The following is a 19,586-nucleotide window of genomic DNA, read 5'->3' as shown; positions in this document are numbered from 1 at the left end:
CATTTTTTATGGTCGACCACAATCCGTGACTCAGACTCCCCTGCTGACCGAACCGCGTGCCGACCGGCACGTCGTGCCCGCCTGAATCAGCGGACACGCCCGGCTACGAACCCGGGAACGGTCCGCTTCTTGCCTGCTTCAATCCGCCCAAACGGGTGACCCGGGGTCACGCGCCGATATCGGCGCGTCATGACAACGGAGAACTCACTCATGAAGCGCATGCTGTTCAATGCAACGCACCAGGAAGAACTGCGCGTTGCGATTGTCGACGGTCAAAAACTCATCGACCTCGACATCGAGACTGCCGGGCGTGAACAACGCAAGGGCAATATCTCCAAAGGCGTGATCACACGTATCGAACCGGGCCTCGAAGCCTGCTTCGTGAACTACGGCGAAGATCGCCACGGCTTTTTGCCGTTCAAGGAAGTGGCCCGCACGTACTTCAAAGAAGGCGTGGATGTTCGCACTGCCCGTATCCAGGACGCCCTGCGCGAAGGCCAGGAACTCATCGTCCAGGTCGAAAAAGAAGAACGCGGCAACAAGGGCGCAGCCCTCACCACGTTCATCTCGCTGGCCGGCCGCTATCTGGTTCTGATGCCCAACAATCCTCGTGGCGGTGGCGTATCGCGCCGCGTCGAAGGCGAGGATCGCCAGGAACTGCGCGAAACGATGGAACAGCTCAATGTGCCCACGGGCATGAGCATCATCGCGCGCACTGCGGGCATCGGCCGCTCGGTCGAGGAACTGCAGTGGGACATGTCCTACCTGATGCAGCTCTGGACGGCCATCGACGAAGCCTCCAAGACGCATGAAGCGCCGGTCCTGATTTATCAGGAATCGACGCTGGTCATCCGCGCCATCCGCGACTACTTCTCGTCGGATATCGGCGAAATCCTGATCGATACGGACGAAATCACGCAGCAGGCCACGGCCTTCATGAGCGTGGTGATGCCTGATCACGTGCAGCGTGTGAAGCGCTACCGCGACGATACGCCGCTCTTCTCGCGTTTCCAGATCGAACACCAGATCGAAACGGCCTACTCCCGCACGGTGCAACTGCCCTCGGGGGGCTCGGTGGTCATCGACCACACCGAAGCGCTGGTTGCCGTCGACGTCAACTCGGCCCGCTCCACGCGCGGCTCGGATATCGAAGAAACGGCTGTCCGCACGAACCAGGAAGCCGCCGACGAAGTCGCGCGCCAATTGCGTTTGCGCGATCTGGGCGGTCTGATCGTGATCGATTTCATCGACATGGAAGACAGCAAGAACCAGCGTTCGGTCGAACAACGCCTGCGCGATGCGCTGCATGTCGATCGCGCCCGCGTTCAAATGGGCAAGATTTCGCGCTTCGGCCTGATGGAACTGTCGCGTCAGCGCCTGCGTCCGGCCCTGAACGAAGGCTCGCACATCACTTGCCCGCGTTGCAACGGCACCGGCGTGATCCGCGATGCCGAGTCGAGCGCGCTGCAGATCCTGCGTCTGCTGCAAGAAGAAGCGATGAAGGAAAACACCGCTGCCATCCACGCTCAAGTGCCGGTGGATGTGGCGACGTTCCTGTTGAACGAAAAGCGTAGCGACATCGCCAAGATCGAAGCGCGCCTGAAGGTCAACCTGATCCTCATCCCCAACAAGCACCTCGAAACGCCGCATCACCACATCGAACGCCTGCGTCACGACGATCCGCGCCTCGAAGAACTGAAAGTGAGTTTCGATCTGGCCGAAGCCCCCCCCACGGTCGAAGAGTGGTCGCCCAAGGAGCATGAAGCTTCGCAGCGTCCGCAAGCCCTGGTCAAAGGCATCACGCCCTCGCAACCGGCACCCGTTTCGGCTCCGGCACAGCCGGCGCCCGCAGCACCTGCTGCGGCAGCCGCGCCGGCCGCCGGCCTGGGTGGTCTCTTCAAGAAGCTGGTGAGCTGGATCTCCGGCGAGCCGTCGACCCCGGCCAAGCCCGTCTCCGCCGATGTCGCCACCGCGGCCGGCAAGCGCCCGGCGCGCGCCAAATCGCATGATGGCCAAGAGCCGCGTGGCGAACGCCATGGCTCCGAGCGCAAGCGCGGTGGCCGCCGTAACGGCCAAGGCCGCGATGGCGCCCCCGAGGCTGCCAACGGTTCCGGTGACGGCGCCCGTCACAATGTGCGCGGCGGTCGCCGCGCCGATGGCGAGCGCACCGATCGTCCCCGTAGCGAGTCGGCCGGCCGCCCCGAACGCGATCTCGCCGCTCGCGATGCGGGTGAGCGCGATGCGCAAGCCGCCAAGCCTGGCCGCCCGGCCGCGCCCGTGTCCGGCGAAGCCGGCGACGACGCACCGCAAGGCCGAGGTCGCAATCGCCGCGGCCGTGGCCGTGGCCGTCGCGAAGATGCCCAGCTCGACGCGCCGATGAACGATCAGGAAAGCATGGTTGCCGCCCTGGCGCAAACCGTCAATGACGCCCTGCCGCCCAAGGTCGACAATCCGCGCCCGATCGCCGATACGCAAGCCGACACGCTGGATGCCGACGCTCAAGCCGACAACGATCTGCTGAACGCTGACGACCGGGACGGCGATGCCGGCCTGGATCCGGAACGCAAGCGCCGCCGTCGCCGCAGCCGTCGTGGCCGTCGTGCTTCGGAAGATGGTGTGAACGGTTCGGCCGACGGTGCCGATCAAGGTGACGACGCTTTGGCCGACGACGCGCAAAACGCGTTGACCGGCGTGGCCCACCCCGCACCGGCAGCCGATCCCGTCACGCCTTACGACGACGCGATTCCTGCGCAAACGGCAACCCCGGCACCCGCAACTGCCCCGGCCGCCCCGGTGCAGGTCGCTGCTGCCGCAGCCCCGGTTCAAACCACCGCCGAGCCGACGCACCCCGTCGCCTCGGAAGTGGCTGCGATCCCGTCGGCTGAAGAAGTACCCGTGCCCACGGCGCCTGCTGTAGCTGCTGAAGACGTGACGCCGGCTGCCAAGCCTGCGCCCGTTGAAGCAGAAGCTGCGCCCGTCGTGCCCGTGGTTGCCCCGGCGCCTGTCGCCGCTTCCGCAACGACGGCCCCGGTCGCTGACCCCGCTGCCCCGGCTGCCGCTCCGGCGCCGGTCGCTCCGGCGCCGGTCGCTTCGGCACCGGCCGCTTCGGCACCCGTTGCAGCCCCTGTGGCCCCCGCTGCTCCGGCCGTGGCGCAACCCGCCGCTCAAGCGAACACCGCTCCCGCCTCGACGGACATCCGCGTGAAAACGGCCGCTCCCGCGCCCGTTGCCTCGCGCGAAACGTTGAACGACGTGGTGTCCAAGCAGGGCCTGAACTGGGTGGAGACCAATCCGGAACGTTTTGCCCAAGCGCAACAGCGCATGGCAGACGCACAGCCGGTGGTGCGCCTGGGTCGCGAGCGCAAAGCCGTGACGCCGGTCGCCGACAAGCCCCTGCAGCAGGTCGAAACGCAGTAAGCCTTCGATACCGCCTGCGCGACCTGAGCGCTTCAGGTCGCGCAAGTTCCGAAAACCGCGACAGCTTTGGCTGGCCGCGGTTTTTTTAGCGCGGCGATTTGCAATCGCCCGGCTTTCTATGCCTGACAACAGAAGCAGGTCGGGCGCGGGGCGCTCGTATGTCGGCGCGGGGCGCGGTCTCCCCATCGTTCACATCGGCCTGACCTGGCCGACGTCGGCCATAAAAAAACCTCCCGAGAGGGAGGTTTTCGAGCGCCGCGCGATAACGCGCCGCGAACTTAGAACGTGTACGTGTAGCCCAGCTCGACCACATCCAGGCCCGGATTCGGGCGCTTGATGCTGGCGTTCGAGAAGTGCGCGTAACGCAGGCCCAGACGGCTGTTTTGCGTCATCTGGAAGCCCACGCCGATCTGATCGCCGAACTGGAATGCGGTGCTGATCGTTTCGTCGGCAAAGCGGGTGTGGCTGAATGCCGTCACGCCCACGCCACCTTCAATGAAGAAGCGCTCGCTCACCCACCAGCGCAGGAAAGGCATGGCGCTCAATTGCCATACGTGGCCAGGTTGACGGCTGCCGTCAGCCTTCCAGTACGACACGCTGCCTTCACCGACCAGATCCAGACGACCCCAGTTACCGCCCAGGTCATACGTCCAGAAACGCGGCGTTTCGTAAGACAACGATGTACGCGAGTAGTTATCGCCCTGACCGTACTTCACTCCGATGCCGCCGTTGGTGCCAGCCGGACCGGCCTGGGCCATCGCCACCGAACCTGCACCAGCCAAAACCAGGCCTGCAAGGGTCATCGCCCAACGCTTGGTTGTTGTTGTTTTTTGCATCAGAAACTCCACATCGATCATCAATAACAGAACACAAAAGATATTACGGGCTTGGAGCCACGCTGTCGCTCCAAGCCCGCATCGGACACTTATGGTTTCACCGACCTGTCGTCAGGCGGCAACAACATCGGCCGGCTGATTGGTCAGCAAGGTCAGCAAGCGGGCCAATTCTTCCCGCAACTGGCGGCGATCGACCACCATGTCGACGGCGCCCTTTTCGAGCAGGAATTCGGAGCGCTGGAAGCCCTCGGGCAACTTCTCGCGAACGGTTTGTTCGATCACCCGCGGGCCCGCAAAGCCGATCAAGGCCTTGGGCTCGGCGATCACCACATCGCCCATGAACGCGAATGAGGCGGATACCCCGCCCATCGTAGGATCGGTCAATACGCTGATGAACGGCAGGCCGGCTGCGGACAGGCGTGTGAGCATGGCGTTGGTTTTGGCCATCTGCAGCAGCGACAGCAAGCTTTCCTGCATCCGCGCGCCGCCCGACGCCGCCACGCATATGAACGGGGTTTTATTGTCGAGTGCGGCTTGCGCGCCGCGTGCAAAACGCTCGCCCACCACGGAGCCCATCGAGCCTCCCATGAAACTGAACTCGAAGCAGGCCACGACCGAGGCCACACCCAGAATCGAGCCGCTCATGACCACCATGGCGTCTGTTTCACCGGTTTGCTTGGTGGCTTCGGACAGACGATCGGGATACTTGCGCGTATCTTTGAACTTGAGGGTGTCGACCGAGCGCGTTTCGCCACCGATCTCGATGCGGCCTTCCAGATCGAGCAGTGAATCGAGGCGCGCTCGTGAGCCAATGCGCATGTGGTGATCGCATTTGGGGCACACATGCAGGTTGGCGGCCAGATCCTCGTGATAAAGCACGGCTTCGCAGGACGGGCACTTGACCCACAGCCCTTCGGGCACGCGTCGCTGACCGTTGTCGGCCGTCTTGTTGATGCGGGGAGGCAGGAGTTTTTCGAGCCAGCTCATGTCGTGTGAGTATCCTGAATAACGCGCGCGGCCGGTCAGGCCGTGACGCTTTTACGCTCGACGGTGTCGATCGCTTGACGAATGGATTGCAACCAGGCACCGCCCGCCGCCGCTGCGGTAGCGGCCACGTCCTCGGGCGCCACGCCCTGGACGGCCTGATCGATGGTATCGATAAGTTTGCTGCCGATCACGACGGCATCGGCGACTTGCGCCACTTGTCGCGCGCTCTCGCTATCGCGGATGCCGAAGCCGACACCCACTGGAATCTTCACATGCTTGCGGATCGCTTCCACGCGGCGGGCGACATCGGTCGTATCGATCGTGGCCGCTCCCGTCACGCCCTTGAGCGAGACGTAATACACATAGCCGCGCGCAATGCGGGCGATGGCGGCGATGCGGTCATCGGTCGAGGTGGGCGCCAGAAGAAAGATCGGCGAGATGCCGTGCGCGGCCAACTGACCCGAAAACACATCCACTTCTTCGGGCGGGTAGTCGACGACCAGAACGCCATCCACACCAGCAGCCTGCGCCCGTTCGGCAAAAGCGGCCTGCCCCATCCGCTCGATGGGGTTGGCATATCCCATCAAGACGACCGGGGTCGTCTGGTCGCTCTCACGAAAAGCGCGTACCAATTCGAGCACGTGCGACAGTCCGACGCCTTGCGCGATCGCGCGCTCGGCGGCGCGCTGGATCGTGGGGCCATCGGCCATGGGATCGGAAAACGGCACCCCCAGTTCGACCACGTCGGCGCCGGCCGCCACCAGGGCGTGCATCAGCGGCACCGTGGCCGCCGGTGTGGGATCGCCTGCAGCGATATAGGGAATCAACGCCGCACGGCCCTCGGTGGCGAGGCGTGCAAAGGTGTGGGCAATACGATCGGTGGAGGCAGTCATGGCGCCGCTCACAGCACGATGCCGGCGCGCTCGGCGACGGTATGCATGTCCTTGTCGCCACGGCCCGACAGGTTGACCAGAATGACCTTGTCCTTGGACATCGTGGGTGCAATCTTTACGGCATGGGCGATCGCGTGCGCCGACTCGAGCGCCGGGATGATGCCTTCAGTGCGGCAGCAATCGTGAAACGCCGCCAGCGCTTCCTCGTCCGTGATGCCCACGTAGGTGGCGCGCTTGCTGTCCATCAACCAGGCGTGCTCGGGGCCGACACCGGGATAGTCCAGACCGGCAGAGACCGAATGCGTTTCCTGCACCTGGCCATCTTCGTTCTGCATCACATACGTGCGGTTGCCGTGCAGCACGCCCACCTGGCCCGCGGCCAGCGAGGCTGCGTGACGGCCCGAATCCATGCCCTCGCCCGCCGCTTCGACGCCCACGAGTTGCACGTCGTCGAACCCGATGTAGGGATGGAAAATGCCCATGGCGTTCGAACCGCCACCCACCGATGCCACGACCACGTCGGGCTGACGGCCCACCACTTCAGGCATCTGCGTGATGCATTCCTGACCGATGATGGCCTGGAAGTCACGCACCATCTGCGGATACGGATGCGGGCCGGCGACGGTGCCGATGATGTAGAACGTATTTTCGATATTGGCGACCCAGTCGCGCATCGCTTCGTTGAGCGCATCCTTCAGGGTGCGCGAACCGGACTCCACGGGCACCACGGTGGCGCCCAGAAGCTTCATGCGATAGACGTTGGACGCCTGGCGGCGAATATCTTCGCTGCCCATGTACACCACGCATTCCATGCCGTAGCGCGCGGCGACGGTAGCGGTGGCGACGCCATGCTGCCCGGCGCCGGTTTCGGCGATGACGCGCGGCTTGCCCATCTGACGGGCCAGCAAGGCCTGTCCGATGCAATTGTTGATCTTGTGCGCGCCGGTGTGGTTCAAATCTTCGCGCTTGAACCAGATTTGCGCGCCACCCAGTTTTTCCGACCAGCGGCTGGCGTGATAGACCGGGCTGGGACGCCCTACGAAGTGTTTGAGTTCGTACCGATACGCCTGAACGAACGCCGGATCCTGCCAGCATGCGGAGTACGCAACACGCAGCTCATCGAGCGCGTGCATGAGGGTTTCCGCGACGAACACGCCGCCATAGGGGCCGAAGTGGCCAGTGGCATCAGGAAAATCGTAGGGTTTCAAGGTAAATCTCCACGCTCACCCGGGCACGAGGCGTCATGACACGGTCTTCTGGCCCGGTTAGGGAACAGAGCATTCTAACAGTGCGAGGCCGCTCGCGCCCATGGGCGCACCGGTTCAGGTGGCCGCGGAAAGCTGCTTGAGAAAACGCTCGCAGGATTCGAGCTGGTCGATATCCACGAATTCGTCGGGCGCATGCGCGTGGCGGATGTGGCCGGGTCCGCACACCACAGTGGGAATGCCGCTGGCCTGGAACAGACCCGCTTCGGTGCCGTACGCCACTTTGCGGGTGTCGTTGTCGCGCGTGAGCCCGCGCACCAGCTCGGTGATCGCGGCCTGCTCGGAGGCCTCCAAGGCCGGGGCTGCCGCCACGGCGTCGATATCGATCCGGGCATCGCCGAACTCGGCTTTCATGGCCGGCAGCAACGTATCGCGCACGTAGGCTTCCACTTCGGCCTGGATCTCGTCCGGACGCGCGCCCGGCAGATTGCGGAACTCATACAGGAAGTTGCAGGCCTGCGGAATCGTGTTGACCGCGATGCCGCCCTGGATCTGGTTGGTCGTCATCGTCGTGAACGGCACGTCGAAGAAATTATCGTAAGGACCTTCGGCTTTGAAGCGATCGGCGATTTCGCGGATGCGCACGATCAGGCGCGCGGCGTACTCGATGGCGTTGCAACCGGAGGGCGTGAGCGACGAGTGCGCCGCGCAGCCTTGCAACGCACAGCGAAACAGGTTGATGCCCTTGTGTGCCACCACGACCTGCATGCCGGTGGGCTCGCCCACGATGCAGCCCTCCGGGTGAATGCCGCGCTCGCGCAAGGCGCGCAACATCACGGGTGCGCCCACGCAGCCCACTTCCTCGTCGTACGAAAACGCGAAGTGCAGCGGCTTCTTGCGCGGTTGGCTGAGGAACGTGGGCACCAGGCTCATGGCTGTGGCGATGTAGCCCTTCATGTCGCATGAACCGCGGCCATACAGCTTGCCGTCGCGCTCGGTGAGCTTGAACGGATCGGTGGTCCAGTTCTGGCCATCCACCGGCACCACATCGGTGTGGCCCGACAGCACAATGCCACCCGCCTCGTTGCCGTCTGCGGCCGGCAGGGTCACGAAGAGATTGGCTTTGCTGCCTTCGGCGTTGTGCGCCAACCAGGGCTTCAACCCGTGGCCGGCGAGCGCGTCGCGCAGGTCTTCGATCAGGGCGAGGTTGGAGTGGCGGCTGGTCGTATCGAAAGCGACCAGGCGTTCGAGCCATTGACGTGCGTTCACGTGTGCATCCTTATTGGGTTCAGCGGCGCGTTACCGACGTCACGCCGTTCAGTTCACTCAAGGCCGAGACCGCGCGCGTCATCGAATCCGCGTCTTTGACCTCGACCGTAAAAACCATATGCGCGAGCGATTGGCGGCTTTGCGTATTCACACCAATCACATTCAAACGCAGACGGGCAAAAATTTCCGACAGATCGCGCAACAGCCCCGAGCGATCGATGGCGCGCACGCTGATGTCCACGGGGTAAAGCGTGTCGCCGGTTTCACCCCAGTCGACGTCGATCACCCGCTCGGGCTCACGCTCGGCCAGCGCGCGATAAGCATGGCACTCGCGCCGATGAATCGACACGCCGCGCCCACGCGTGACGAAACCCACAATATTATCCGGAGGCGCGGGCCGGCAGCAACGCGCCAACTGCGTCATGAGCGAGTCCACGCCCACCACCAGTACACCGCTGCGGCCGCTTCGCTCGGCGCTCTCGGCCCGGCTGGCGTGCGTGACCACGGTATCGTCCGCACGGGTATCGGCAGGCTGATGAAACAGCGCATCGATCTGGCGCAGACTGAACTCTTCCTTGGCCGCCGCGACGTACAAATCTTCCGCTTTGGAAAAGCCCAACTGCTGGGCGAGCTGCTCGAGATTGACCGCCGTTTTGCCCAATCGCTGCAGCTCTTTCTCGACGAGCGTCTGGCCCTGCGTGATGCGCTGCTGCAGTTCGATGGCGTTGAACCACATGCGCACCTTGGCGCGCGAACGCGGGCTGGCCAGGAATCCGAGTTGCGGATTGATCCAGTCGCGCGACGGTCCGCCCGATTTGGTCGTGACCACTTCAACGGTCTGTCCGGTCGAGAGGCGCGTGTTCAACGGCACCATCTGGCCGTCGACCTTGGCGCCGCGGCACCGGTGACCGAGATCGGTGTGCAGGTAATACGCAAAATCCACGGGCGTGGCGCCGACCGGCAGTTCGATGACGCGGGCCTGCGGCGTGAGCACGTAAATGTGGTCCTCGCCCGAGATGCGCTGGCCGTCGCCTTCGTCGAGCTCATCGTTCCAGGCCAGCAACTGGCGCATCCAGGCGAGCTTGCGGTCGTAATCGCTGCTGGCCACGACCTGGCCGCCGCGATTGCCCGCTTCTTTGTAGCGCCAATGGGCGGCCATCCCGTACTCGGCGAACTGGTGCATTTCGCGCGTGCGGATCTGCACCTCGAACGGCCGTCCGGCATCGTCGCTGACCACGGTATGCAAGGAGCGATAACCGTTAGGCTTGGGCCGCGTGATGTAATCGTCGAACGCATCGCCCACCGGCGCCCACATATCGTGCACAAGGCCGAGCGCCGAATAACAGTCGCGCACATCCTCGACGATGACCCGCAAGGCACGCACATCCATCAACTGCGAAAAGTCGAGCGACTTCAGCCGCATCTTGTTCCAGATGCTGTAGATATGCTTGGGGCGGCCGCTCACTTCGGCCTGTACCCCCGTCCTGGCGAGCCCTTCCTGCATGCGCGCGATCGCGTCGGCGATGAAGGCCTCGCGCTCGACGCGCTTTTCCTCCAGCAGCTTGGCGATGCGCTTGTAGGTATCCGGCTCAAGAAAACGGAAAGCCAGATCTTCCATTTCCCATTTGATCTGCCAGATGCCCAGACGATTGGCCAGCGGCGAGTACAGATCGAGCGTTTCGCGCGCGAAATCGGCCTCGCACGGCGTTTTGGATTCGGCGTGCCAGCGCAAGGTGCGCAGCCGCGAGGCCAATCGCATCAGCACAATGCGCAGATCGGCGGCCATGGCCAGCAGCATCTTGCGCAGCATTTCCTTCTGCGTGCCGCTGTCGACGCCCGCACCGCTTGCGCCGCGCGCCACCAGCCCCAGACGAACCAGGGCATGCGAGCCCTGCACCAACTTGGCAATATCGGCACCGAAGGTTTGCGCCACGGGATCGTCGCGCAGCGACGGCACGGGTGCCGCCAGATCGGTGGGCAATGCGGCCATCACGGCGGCCGCACGCGTGGCAGCATCGGTATGCAGGCTGGCCAGAATGAGCGCCACGTGCGCGCCATGCAGGGCCAGCGGCTCGCCGCTTGGCGCGAGTTTGCCGTCGAAGCGCTCGGGCACCCACTCGCGCACGCGAGCCAGCAGGGCGCGGCCGTCCGGATTCAGCTCCGTGCACACTGCCTCCAACCAGGCGGCATCGAAAGGTGACGAAGCAAGAGGATCGTGAGCAGCGGACATCGCGGGAGCGGTGTAAGGACTAAAATTTGCCGCAGGACGCGCGGAACCGGTTGTTGCCGACACTCTACACTAGGCACGCGCCCGACCGAAGCCCCCAAACCGGGCGCGCAAGCCCCCAAGGAAGCCCATTTATGTTGCGTTGGCTCAAAGGACGCGGCGCCCGCACCGCCGAGGTCGCCGACATGCAGTCCCGTATCGACCCTGACCGCTGGTCGGCGTTGCTGGCCGCATACCCGTTTCTCGCGGCGCTCGATGCTGCGGAGCGCGAGGCTTTGCGCGGGCGTACGGCCTGGTTGCTCGCCAGCAAAACCATGAACGGCGCCCAAGGCCTCGAACTCACGGACGCCATGCGTCTGGCGATCGCCGCCCAGGCCGCGCTGCCGATCCTGCATCTGGATCCGACGTTGTACGAAGGCTGGAACGAGATCATCGTTTACCCGGGGGGCTTCGCCATCCCCCGCTCTCAGGTGGACGATGATGGCGTGACCCACGAGTACGTCGAGGAGGCGGCCGGCGAAGCCTGGGAGGGCGGCCCCATTGTGCTGTCCTGGTCGGACGCAAGCCAGCACACCGATGCCTTCAATGTGGTGATCCACGAATTCGCGCACAAGCTCGACCTGCACGGCGGCGATGCCGACGGCATGCCCAGCCTGCACGCCCATCGCGAATTGAGCCCCCGGCTGTGGCGCCGCGTGCTCGAGGCCAGCTACGACAGCTTCGTCCAGATGCTTGAACGCACCGAATCCAGCATCCCGTCCGACGTCGACCCGGAAGGCCCCGATGCCGACGTGTACTACGCCGCTCTGCCGCTGGACCCCTATGCCGCCACTGACGAAGCCGAATTCTTCGCTGTCAGCTCGGAGCATTTCTTTACCGATCCGGAACCGCTCGCCGCCGCGCTTCCGCAATGGTTTGCCTTGCTGGAGCAGTACTACCGGCAGGAACCCCTGCGCCGATTGGCGGCCGATGATGCCGATGCGCCGGATAAGCCTGTCGCCCTCGATGGGGCCGATGCAGCCCGTCAGGCCCCTCAGGCCCTTCCTGACGGCGCCGCCCCCGCAGCGTTACCGCCGGCATGAGCGCGCGCCTGCTGATCGTGTGGCATTCGCGTACGGGCGCGGCCGAACAGATGGCACAGGCGCTGGCCGAGGGCGCAGCGGCCACGCTTGCGGAAATGGCGGCGGCCGATCAGGTCGCGGTCGCCCGTCAGCCTGCGACGCTCGCCTCGGCCGACGATCTGCTTCACGCCGACGGCTACCTGTTTTGCGCGCCGGAAAACCTGGCGACGGTATCCGGCGAAATGAAAGCGTTCTTCGACCGCTGCTACTACCCTGTGCTGGATCGCTTGGCCGGACGCCCGTACGCGCTGGCGGTCAGCGCGGGCAGCGATGGCTCGGGCGCGGCGCGGCAGATGGCGCGCATCTGCGCAGGATGGCGGCTGCAGGCCGTGGGCGACCCGCTGATCGTCAATCTCGGCGCACAAACGCCCGCGCAAATCCTCGCGCCCAAAAAAATCGGCACGCTTGCGCGCACCGAGTGCATGAATCTGGGGGGCCTGATGGCGGCCACCCTGGCGCTGTCGCAAACGGGATAACGCTCCGTTCACCCCAGCCCGCCGTATCAGCCGACGGCAGCCGTCACCACGATTTCGACCTTGAAGTCGGCATTGGCCAGACGGGCTTCGACGGTGGCGCGCGGAGGCGCATTGCCGGCGGCAACCCATGCGTCCCAGGCCTTGTTCATGCCATCGAATTCTTTCATGTTGGCCACGAAAATCTGCGCCATCAGAATGCGGGTCTTGTCGGTACCGGCTTCGGCCAGCAGGCGATCGATCGTCGCCAGCACCTGCGCGGTCTGACCCGTGATGTCCGCCGTGGCGTCGTCCGGCACCTGGCCGGCCAGATACGCCACGCCGTTGTAAATCGCCATGTCCGACAGACGTTTCTCGACGTTCACACGTTTGATGCTCATAAAACCTCCAGTTGAAACACGTTGGCCGGCGTGCCGCAGATCGGCCCGGCCGGCGAGAATGACGGCCTGCCGCCGTCAGGCGGGCGGCAGTTCGAAAACCTGCCGCAGATACGCCAGATAAGCGGGATCGTCGCACATGGTCTTTTCAGGCGCATCGGATACCTTCGCCACCGGCTGGCCATTGCAGCGAACCATCTTCATCACGATCTGCAAAGGCTCGTGGCCGAGATCGTTGGTGAGATTGGTGCCGATACCGAACGACACGCGGCAACGGCCGGCAAACCGCGTGGCCAGTTCGATGGCGCGCGGAATGGTCAGACTATCGGAAAACACCAGCGTTTTGGTGCGCGGATCGCAGCGGTTTTGTTCGTAATGGCGAATCATGTGTTCGCCCCAGACGAACGGATCGCCCGAATCGTGCCGTGCGCCATCGAAAAGCTTGCAGAAATACATGTCGAAATCGCGCAGGAAGGCATTCATGCCATACACGTCGGACAGCGCGATACCCAGATCGCCGCGATATTCCTTCGCCCAGACTTCGAGGGCGTACACCTGCGAATCGCGCAGACGCGGGCCCAATGCCTGGCACGCCTGAAGATACTCGTGTCCCATCGTTCCCAGCGGCAGCACGCCGTGGCGCTTGGCCAGCAGCACGTTGCTCGTGCCGGCGAAATGCTGGCCCATCTGGGCCTTCATGGTAGTGACGACTTCTTCGTGCCAGGCGCCGGAGAACCGCCGGCGCGTACCGTACTCGGCCACCCGAAAGTCGGCCAGCGCCGGATCGTCGATCACCAGTTTCATCTTCGACTGCAGACGCTCGCGGCCCTCTTCCCATTGCGGTGAGCGCTGCGTATTGCGGAAATACACCTCGTTGACGATCGCCAGCACCGGAATCTCAAACAGAATCGTGTGCAGCCACGGCCCTTTGACGTTGATCGCAATCTCGCCCGAATGGCCATCCGGCTCGATGGAGATGCAACGCTCCGGCATGTGAAAGAGCTCAAGGAAATCGACGAAGTCGCTCTTGATGAATCGCAGGCTCTTCAGATAGTTGAGTTCATCGGTCGTGAACCGCAACTGGCACAGGCTGTGCACCTCGGCCCGGATCTCGTCCAGATACGGGCGCAAGTCGATATTCGGGGTCCGGCATTTGTACCGGTACTCCACCTGCGCCGCCGGGAAATGGTGCAGCACGACTTGCATCATGCTGAACTTGTACAGATCCGTATCGAGTAACGAGGTAATGATCATGGTGTCTTGTCGTATTTTGCGCACACAGTAGCACAGCCAGGAGGCCCGGTATGGCGTCTTATGCCCCCTGTCCATATAGATGAAGGGGGTTATATGGTCCCTGGCGGCGCCGACCGGGTAAAATGCGAGATTGACTCAAAAAGCACGGACCGGAGTACCGCATGACCCATGTCGTCACCGAAAACTGTATCAAATGCAAGTTCACCGACTGTGTGGACGTATGCCCGGTCGACTGTTTTCGCGAAGGCCCAAACTTTCTGATCATCGATCCCGACGAATGCATCGATTGCGCGGTGTGCATTCCCGAGTGCCCTGCCAACGCCATCTTCGCTGAAGAAGACGTGCCGCAGGATCAGCTCGCGTTCATCGCGCTCAACGCCGAACTGTCCAGCGAGTTCAAGTCGATCAGCCGCGCGAAAAAGCCGCTGCCCGATGCCGACGAGTGGAACGGCGTACCGGACAAACTGCAGCATCTCGAGCGTTAAGCCGATCACCGGCCGATGACCGACGCCAAGTACACCCGCCAAACCGTCACCGCAGTCGATACCTGGGTGGCGGATAAGCTCTTCTCGCTGCGCACCACGCGCGATGCCGGCTACGTCTACCAGGCGGGCCAGTTCGCGCGCCTGGGCCTGCCGGCGCTGGACGATCCCGAAGGGCCGCCCACACTCTGGCGCGCCTACTCGATGGTGACCGCCCCCGGCGACGCGGGCCTGGAGTTCTACTCCATCGTGGTGCCCGACGGCGAATTCAGCCCGCGGCTGGCCGCTTTGCAGCCGGGCGATGCGATCTACATCGACAAAACGCCGTTCGGGTTTTTGACCCTCGACCGCTTCGCACCCGAAGGCGATCTGTGGCTGCTTGCCACCGGTACCGGCCTGTCGGCTTATATGTCGCTGCTGCGCGATCCGGAAACCTGGCGGCGCTACCGCCGCATCTTATTGGTGCATGGCGTACGGCACCTGGAAGAGTTGGCGTATGCCGACACGATAAGGGGCTGGCGCGATGCGCCGCCGGTGGATTCCGCCCGTCTGGTGTATCTGCCGATCGCCACCCGCGAGCCGTCGGGCGACCTGCCGCAAGCGCGCCTCACCACGCTGATCGAAGATGGGCGGCTCGAAGCCCTCGCCGGTCTGCCCCTGGATCCGGCGCAGGCGAAGATTATGCTGTGCGGCAACCCCGAGATGCTGAGCGCGGCGCGCAAACTGCTAGCTGATCGGGGTTTTGCGCCCGGACGCCGGGGTATCCCCGGCAATCTGGCCGTCGAGAATTACTGGTAATTGCGCCTCCTGCGCCTTGCCCCGCAGTCCTTTTTGGAAGCGAACCGATGCTGTATCAACTGCATGAAATCCAGCGCGCCTTTTTGACGCCCATCGCTGCCTTTACCGACCTGGGCTCGCAGCTGTTTTCCAATCCATTCAGTCCGCTGGCCTATACGCCGCTATCGCGGCAGATCGCCGCCAGCTACGAACTCGTCCACCGGATCGGCAAAGAGTACGAGAAACCCGCCTGGCAATTGCCGACGACCGAGGTGGGCGGCAAAACCGTCGCCGTCACGGAGCGCGTGGCTGTCGCCAAGCCGTTCTGCAATCTGATTCACTTCGAACGCGCCACACCGAAGGGCCATGCCGCCGATCCGCGCGTACTGCTGGTGGCGCCGCTGTCGGGTCACCATGCCACGCTCCTGCGCGATACCGTGCGCACGCTGATGCCCGAGCACGATGTGTACGTGACCGACTGGATCGATGCGCGCATGGTGCCCGTGTCGGCCGGCCCGTTTCATCTGAATGATTATGTTCACTACATTCAGGACTTCATCCGCGCGCTCGGCCCGGACGTGCATGTGATTTCCGTCTGTCAGCCCACGGTGCCGGTACTGGCCGCCATCTCGCTGATGGCGCAGGAGAACGACCCCTGCCAGCCCAAGACCATGACGATGATGGGCGGGCCGATCGATCCGCGCGAGTCACCCACGCAGGTGAACAGTCTGGCCGAAACCAAACCGTTCGAATGGTTCGAAAGCCAGCTGATTCATCGGGTGCCCGGGCGCCACCCCGGCGTCGGGCGCCGTGTGTATCCGGGCTTTCTGCAGCACGCCGGCTTCGTGGCGATGAACCCCGACCGCCATATGCAGTCGCACTACGATTTCTACCAGGATCTCGTGCGCGGCGATGACAGCGATGCCGAAAGCCACCGCCGCTTCTACGACGAGTACAACGCCGTACTGGATATGCCTGCGGAGTTCTATCTCGACACGATCCGCATGGTGTTCCAGGAGTATCAACTGCCGCGCGGACTGTGGCAGGTGGACGGCGTCACCGTCGATCCGTCGGCCATCGAGAACGTTGCCCTGCTCACCGTCGAAGGCGAGTTGGACGACATCTCCGGTCAAGGCCAGACGCGCGCGGCGCAGAAGTTGTGCGCCAATATCCCCGCAGGCGACAAGCAGCATTTCACCGCGCCGGATTGCGGCCATTACGGCATCTTCTCGGGCCGTCGCTGGCGCACCCTCGTCTATCCGAAAATTGCGGCCTTCATCCACGACCACGCTTGAGTTTTCCTTGTGACCGCTGTTGCTTTACTGATCGACCGGCTCGACGCCCGACTGCCCCAGACCCAATGCCGGCAATGCGGCTATGACGGGTGCCGTCCGTACGCCGCGGCCATGGCCGAAGATGGCGCGCCCATCGATCGCTGCCCGCCGGGCGGACAAGCCGGCGTGCAAGCCTTGGCCGATGTACTCGATGTGCCCGCGCCGCCGCTCGACCTGAGCCGCGGGCGGCCGGTGCCCTTGCAGGTGGCGGTGATCGACGAAGCGCATTGCATCGGCTGTACGCTCTGCATTCAGGCGTGCCCGGTCGATGCGATCGTCGGCGCCAATAAGCGCATGCATACGATTCTGCCCGACGTGTGCACCGGATGCGATCTGTGCGTTGCACCCTGTCCGGTCGATTGCATCAGCATGGTGCCGGCGGGCCGGGCATGGACGGCCGACGATGCAGCCCTCGGCCGGCAGCGGCATCGTGCCTATCTGACACGCCAGCAGCGCGCGCGCGCGGCCGCCGACGTGCCGGTGGCGCCGGCCGACGATGAGGCCGTCGACAAAAAACGCGCCGCCATCGCCCAGGCCCTGGCGCAGGCGCGTGCGCGTCGAGAGCAACGCCGGCCATGAACGCGCAAAAGCGACTGGAAATTTTCACGCGCCTGCGCGCCGCCAATCCCAGCCCCAAGACCGAACTCGAATACGACACGCCATTCCAGTTGCTCATCGCGGTGCTGCTTTCGGCACAGGCGACGGACAAATCGGTCAACCTCGCCACGCGCCGATTCTTTCCCGAGCATGGCACACCGCAAGGGTTGTTCGACTTGGGCGTGGAAGGCGTGGCCGAACGCATCAAAACCATCGGCCTGTACAAAACCAAAGCCAAGAACGTCGTGGCCACGTGCCGCATCCTGCTCGATACGTATGCGGGCGACGTCCCGCGAACCCGCGAGGCGCTTGAAAGCCTGCCGGGAGTGGGCCGAAAAACCGCCAACGTCGTGCTCAACACGGCATTCGGCGAAGCCGCCATGGCGGTGGATACGCATATCTTTCGCGTCGCCAACCGCACGCATCTTGCATTGGGCAAGAATGTGGTCGAAGTCGAGCATAAGCTTATGCGATTCGTGCCCCGCGACTTTCTGCTGGACGCCCACCATTGGCTCATCCTGCATGGGCGCTATGTGTGCGTGGCACGCAAGCCCAAATGCCCGCAATGCGGCATTGAGGATTTGTGCGAGTACAAGCACAAAACCGCCGCCAACGCCGCCTGACGCCTGCCGATTCGAGCGCCGTTCGTGACGGCATGGCGATCGTTCACGTTGCACCGCACCTATGACAAACCCGCATAGCAATGCGCGTCTGACGTCCGTATTCTTGCCGCAACGACTAAAAGAAAAGTACCCGTTGCGGCGCAAAAAAAATGGACGAGACAATCCTGCAAACGCGTGGCCTGACCAAAGAGTTTCGTGGTTTCGTCGCGGTCAATAATGTCGATCTGAACGTCAAGCGCGGTCAGATCCATGCCTTGATCGGTCCCAATGGGGCCGGCAAGACCACCTGCTTCAATTTATTGACCAAATTCCTCACGCCCACGCGTGGGCAGATCCTGTTCAATGGCGCCGACATCACTGGCGAACGTCCCGCGCAGATCGCGCGGCGCGGCATCATCCGCTCGTTTCAGATCTCGGCGGTGTTTCCCCATCTCACGGTGCTGGAAAACGTGCGCATCGGTCTGCAGCGTGCCACGGGCCTGTCCTACCGATTCTGGCAAAGCGATCTGCGTCTGAAGCATCTCGACGCGCCGGCCCGTGCGCTATTGGAAACCGTCGACCTCGCCGAGTTCGCGGACGAAATGACCGTCAATCTGCCCTACGGCCGCAAGCGCGCGCTCGAGATCGCGACCACGATGGCGATGGAGCCGGAGCTCATGCTGCTCGACGAGCCCACACAGGGTATGGGGCACGAAGACGTCGACCGCGTGACCAAGTTGATCAAGCGCGTGTCGGTGGGCCGCACCATTCTCATGGTCGAACACAATATGAACGTGGTGTCCTCGATCGCCGACACGATTACCGTGCTTGCGCGCGGCGCCGTGCTCGCCGAAGGGCCGTACGCCAGCGTCTCCAAAAATCCCGCTGTCATGGAAGCCTATATGGGCACCACCGACGGCGCCTTGCAAGGGGCCCACGCATGACGACCACCGCCGCTCTCCAGATCCGCGGCCTGCAAGCCTGGTATGGGGAGTCCCATATTCTGCATGGCGTGGATCTGACCGTCGCACCCGGCGAAGTCGTGACCCTGCTCGGCCGCAACGGTGCCGGCCGCACAACCACCCTGCGCGCGATCCTCGGCCTCACCGGCTCGCGCAAAGGTTCGGTGTGCATTCACGGCACCGAAAGCATCGGCTTGCCCACGTACAAGATTGCGCATCTGGGCATCGGTTATTGCCCGGAAGAACGCGGCATCTTCTCCAGCCTGTCGTGCGAGGAAAATCTTCTTCTGCCCCCGCCTGTCGGCGCGCTGGGCGGCGGCATGTCGCTGTCCGAAATCTACGAGATGTTCCCCAACCTGCAGGAGCGGCGCCATTCGCAAGGCACCCGCCTGTCTGGCGGCGAACAGCAGATGCTGGCGGTCGCACGCATTCTGCGCACCGGCGCCAATCTGCTGCTGCTGGACGAAATTTCGGAAGGTCTGGCGCCCGTGATCGTGCAGGCATTGGCACGCATGATCAAGACGCTCAAGAGCCGCGGCTACACGATCGTCATGGTCGAACAGAACTTCCATTTCGCCGCCCCCCTGGCCGATCGCTTCTACGTGATGGAGCATGGCCGCATCGTCGAACACTTCGATGCATCGGCGCTGGCGGAAAAACAAGACACCTTGAATGAGTTGCTGGGCGTGTGAGCGCGCCGCGGGCACGATCGGCGACGGTTGCCGCCGCGCCGTGCGCCCGTCGCCTCCCGCCCGAAAGAAGGATTGAGCAGT

18 protein-coding genes are annotated in these 19,586 nt (G+C 63.7%); 10 read left to right on the top strand and 8 right to left on the bottom strand.

Annotation, left to right across the window (positions count from 1 at the left end):
* The first annotated feature begins 210 nt into the window (after positions 1-210).
* Positions 211-3,417 (top strand): Rne/Rng family ribonuclease, encoded by a 3,207-nt coding sequence (locus EYW45_RS09230; protein WP_161135063.1) that lies wholly within the window; start codon positions 211-213, stop codon positions 3,415-3,417.
* Between the two features lie 278 nt (positions 3,418-3,695).
* On the opposite strand, the gene EYW45_RS09225 is transcribed toward EYW45_RS09230, so the two are convergent.
* From EYW45_RS09225 to EYW45_RS09200, 6 genes are all read right to left on the bottom strand, one after another.
* Complete coding sequence (locus EYW45_RS09225; RefSeq protein ID WP_202444671.1) at positions 3,696-4,220, bottom strand: acyloxyacyl hydrolase; 525 nt, start codon at positions 4,218-4,220, stop codon at positions 3,696-3,698.
* 144 nt (positions 4,221-4,364) lie between these two features.
* A complete protein-coding gene (gene accD, locus EYW45_RS09220) occupies positions 4,365-5,240 on the bottom strand; it encodes an acetyl-CoA carboxylase, carboxyltransferase subunit beta (RefSeq protein WP_161135061.1) in 876 nt (291 codons plus the stop codon).
* A gap of 35 nt (positions 5,241-5,275) precedes the next feature.
* Positions 5,276-6,133, bottom strand: a complete 858-nt coding sequence (gene trpA, locus EYW45_RS09215) for a tryptophan synthase subunit alpha (protein WP_161135060.1) — start codon at positions 6,131-6,133, stop codon at positions 5,276-5,278.
* Between the two features lie 8 nt (positions 6,134-6,141).
* On the bottom strand, positions 6,142-7,341 hold the full coding sequence (gene trpB, locus EYW45_RS09210) for a tryptophan synthase subunit beta (RefSeq protein WP_161135059.1): 1,200 nt from the start codon (positions 7,339-7,341) through the stop codon (positions 6,142-6,144).
* 114 nt (positions 7,342-7,455) lie between these two features.
* The gene (gene argE, locus EYW45_RS09205) at positions 7,456-8,607 is read right to left on the bottom strand and encodes an acetylornithine deacetylase (RefSeq protein WP_161135058.1); all 1,152 of its coding nucleotides are present in this window, start codon (positions 8,605-8,607) and stop codon (positions 7,456-7,458) included.
* 19 nt (positions 8,608-8,626) lie between these two features.
* A complete protein-coding gene (locus tag EYW45_RS09200) occupies positions 8,627-10,837 on the bottom strand; it encodes a RelA/SpoT family protein (protein WP_161135057.1) in 2,211 nt (736 codons plus the stop codon).
* Positions 10,838-10,968: 131 nt separating this feature from the next.
* Between EYW45_RS09200 and EYW45_RS09195 the strand changes: the two genes are divergently transcribed.
* Both EYW45_RS09195 and EYW45_RS09190 read left to right on the top strand, forming a co-directional pair.
* Positions 10,969-11,916, top strand: coding sequence for a M90 family metallopeptidase (locus tag EYW45_RS09195; RefSeq protein WP_161135056.1), 948 nt, complete (start codon positions 10,969-10,971; stop codon positions 11,914-11,916).
* Positions 11,913-12,431, top strand: a complete 519-nt coding sequence (locus EYW45_RS09190) for a flavodoxin family protein (protein WP_161135055.1) — start codon at positions 11,913-11,915, stop codon at positions 12,429-12,431. Before EYW45_RS09195 ends, EYW45_RS09190 begins: the two co-directional genes overlap by 4 nt.
* Before the next feature lie 26 nt (positions 12,432-12,457).
* On the opposite strand, the gene EYW45_RS09185 is transcribed toward EYW45_RS09190, so the two are convergent.
* A complete protein-coding gene (locus tag EYW45_RS09185) occupies positions 12,458-12,808 on the bottom strand; it encodes a RidA family protein (RefSeq protein WP_161135054.1) in 351 nt (116 codons plus the stop codon).
* A gap of 75 nt (positions 12,809-12,883) precedes the next feature.
* Entirely contained in the window at positions 12,884-14,059 is a 1,176-nt protein-coding gene (gene pncB / locus EYW45_RS09180; RefSeq protein ID WP_161135053.1) for a nicotinate phosphoribosyltransferase, read from the bottom strand.
* 161 nt (positions 14,060-14,220) lie between these two features.
* Between pncB and fdxA the strand changes: the two genes are divergently transcribed.
* From fdxA to EYW45_RS09145, 7 genes are all read left to right on the top strand, one after another.
* Entirely contained in the window at positions 14,221-14,544 is a 324-nt protein-coding gene (gene fdxA, locus EYW45_RS09175) for a ferredoxin FdxA (RefSeq protein WP_161135052.1), read from the top strand.
* Positions 14,545-14,559: 15 nt separating this feature from the next.
* On the top strand, positions 14,560-15,339 hold the full coding sequence (locus tag EYW45_RS09170) for a ferredoxin--NADP reductase (protein ID WP_161135051.1): 780 nt from the start codon (positions 14,560-14,562) through the stop codon (positions 15,337-15,339).
* A gap of 47 nt (positions 15,340-15,386) precedes the next feature.
* Complete coding sequence (locus EYW45_RS09165) at positions 15,387-16,613, top strand: polyhydroxyalkanoate depolymerase (protein ID WP_161135050.1); 1,227 nt, start codon at positions 15,387-15,389, stop codon at positions 16,611-16,613.
* 9 nt (positions 16,614-16,622) lie between these two features.
* Positions 16,623-17,231: an RnfABCDGE type electron transport complex subunit B gene (locus tag EYW45_RS09160; RefSeq protein ID WP_161135049.1), complete on the top strand. Its 609-nt coding sequence runs from the start codon at positions 16,623-16,625 to the stop codon at positions 17,229-17,231.
* Positions 17,228-17,872, top strand: a complete 645-nt coding sequence (nth, locus tag EYW45_RS09155) for an endonuclease III (protein WP_161135048.1) — start codon at positions 17,228-17,230, stop codon at positions 17,870-17,872. The genes EYW45_RS09160 and nth overlap by 4 nt, the downstream gene beginning before the upstream one ends.
* A gap of 149 nt (positions 17,873-18,021) precedes the next feature.
* The gene (locus EYW45_RS09150) at positions 18,022-18,795 is read left to right on the top strand and encodes an ABC transporter ATP-binding protein (protein WP_161135047.1); all 774 of its coding nucleotides are present in this window, start codon (positions 18,022-18,024) and stop codon (positions 18,793-18,795) included.
* The gene (locus EYW45_RS09145) at positions 18,792-19,505 is read left to right on the top strand and encodes an ABC transporter ATP-binding protein (protein WP_161135046.1); all 714 of its coding nucleotides are present in this window, start codon (positions 18,792-18,794) and stop codon (positions 19,503-19,505) included. Before EYW45_RS09150 ends, EYW45_RS09145 begins: the two co-directional genes overlap by 4 nt.
* Positions 19,506-19,586: the final 81 nt, after the last annotated feature.

The organism is Schauerella aestuarii, assembly GCF_009866805.1.
In the GTDB taxonomy this organism is placed as follows: Bacteria; Pseudomonadota; Gammaproteobacteria; order Burkholderiales; family Burkholderiaceae_B; genus Schauerella; species Schauerella aestuarii.
This window is presented reverse-complemented; position numbering and strand designations above follow the sequence as displayed.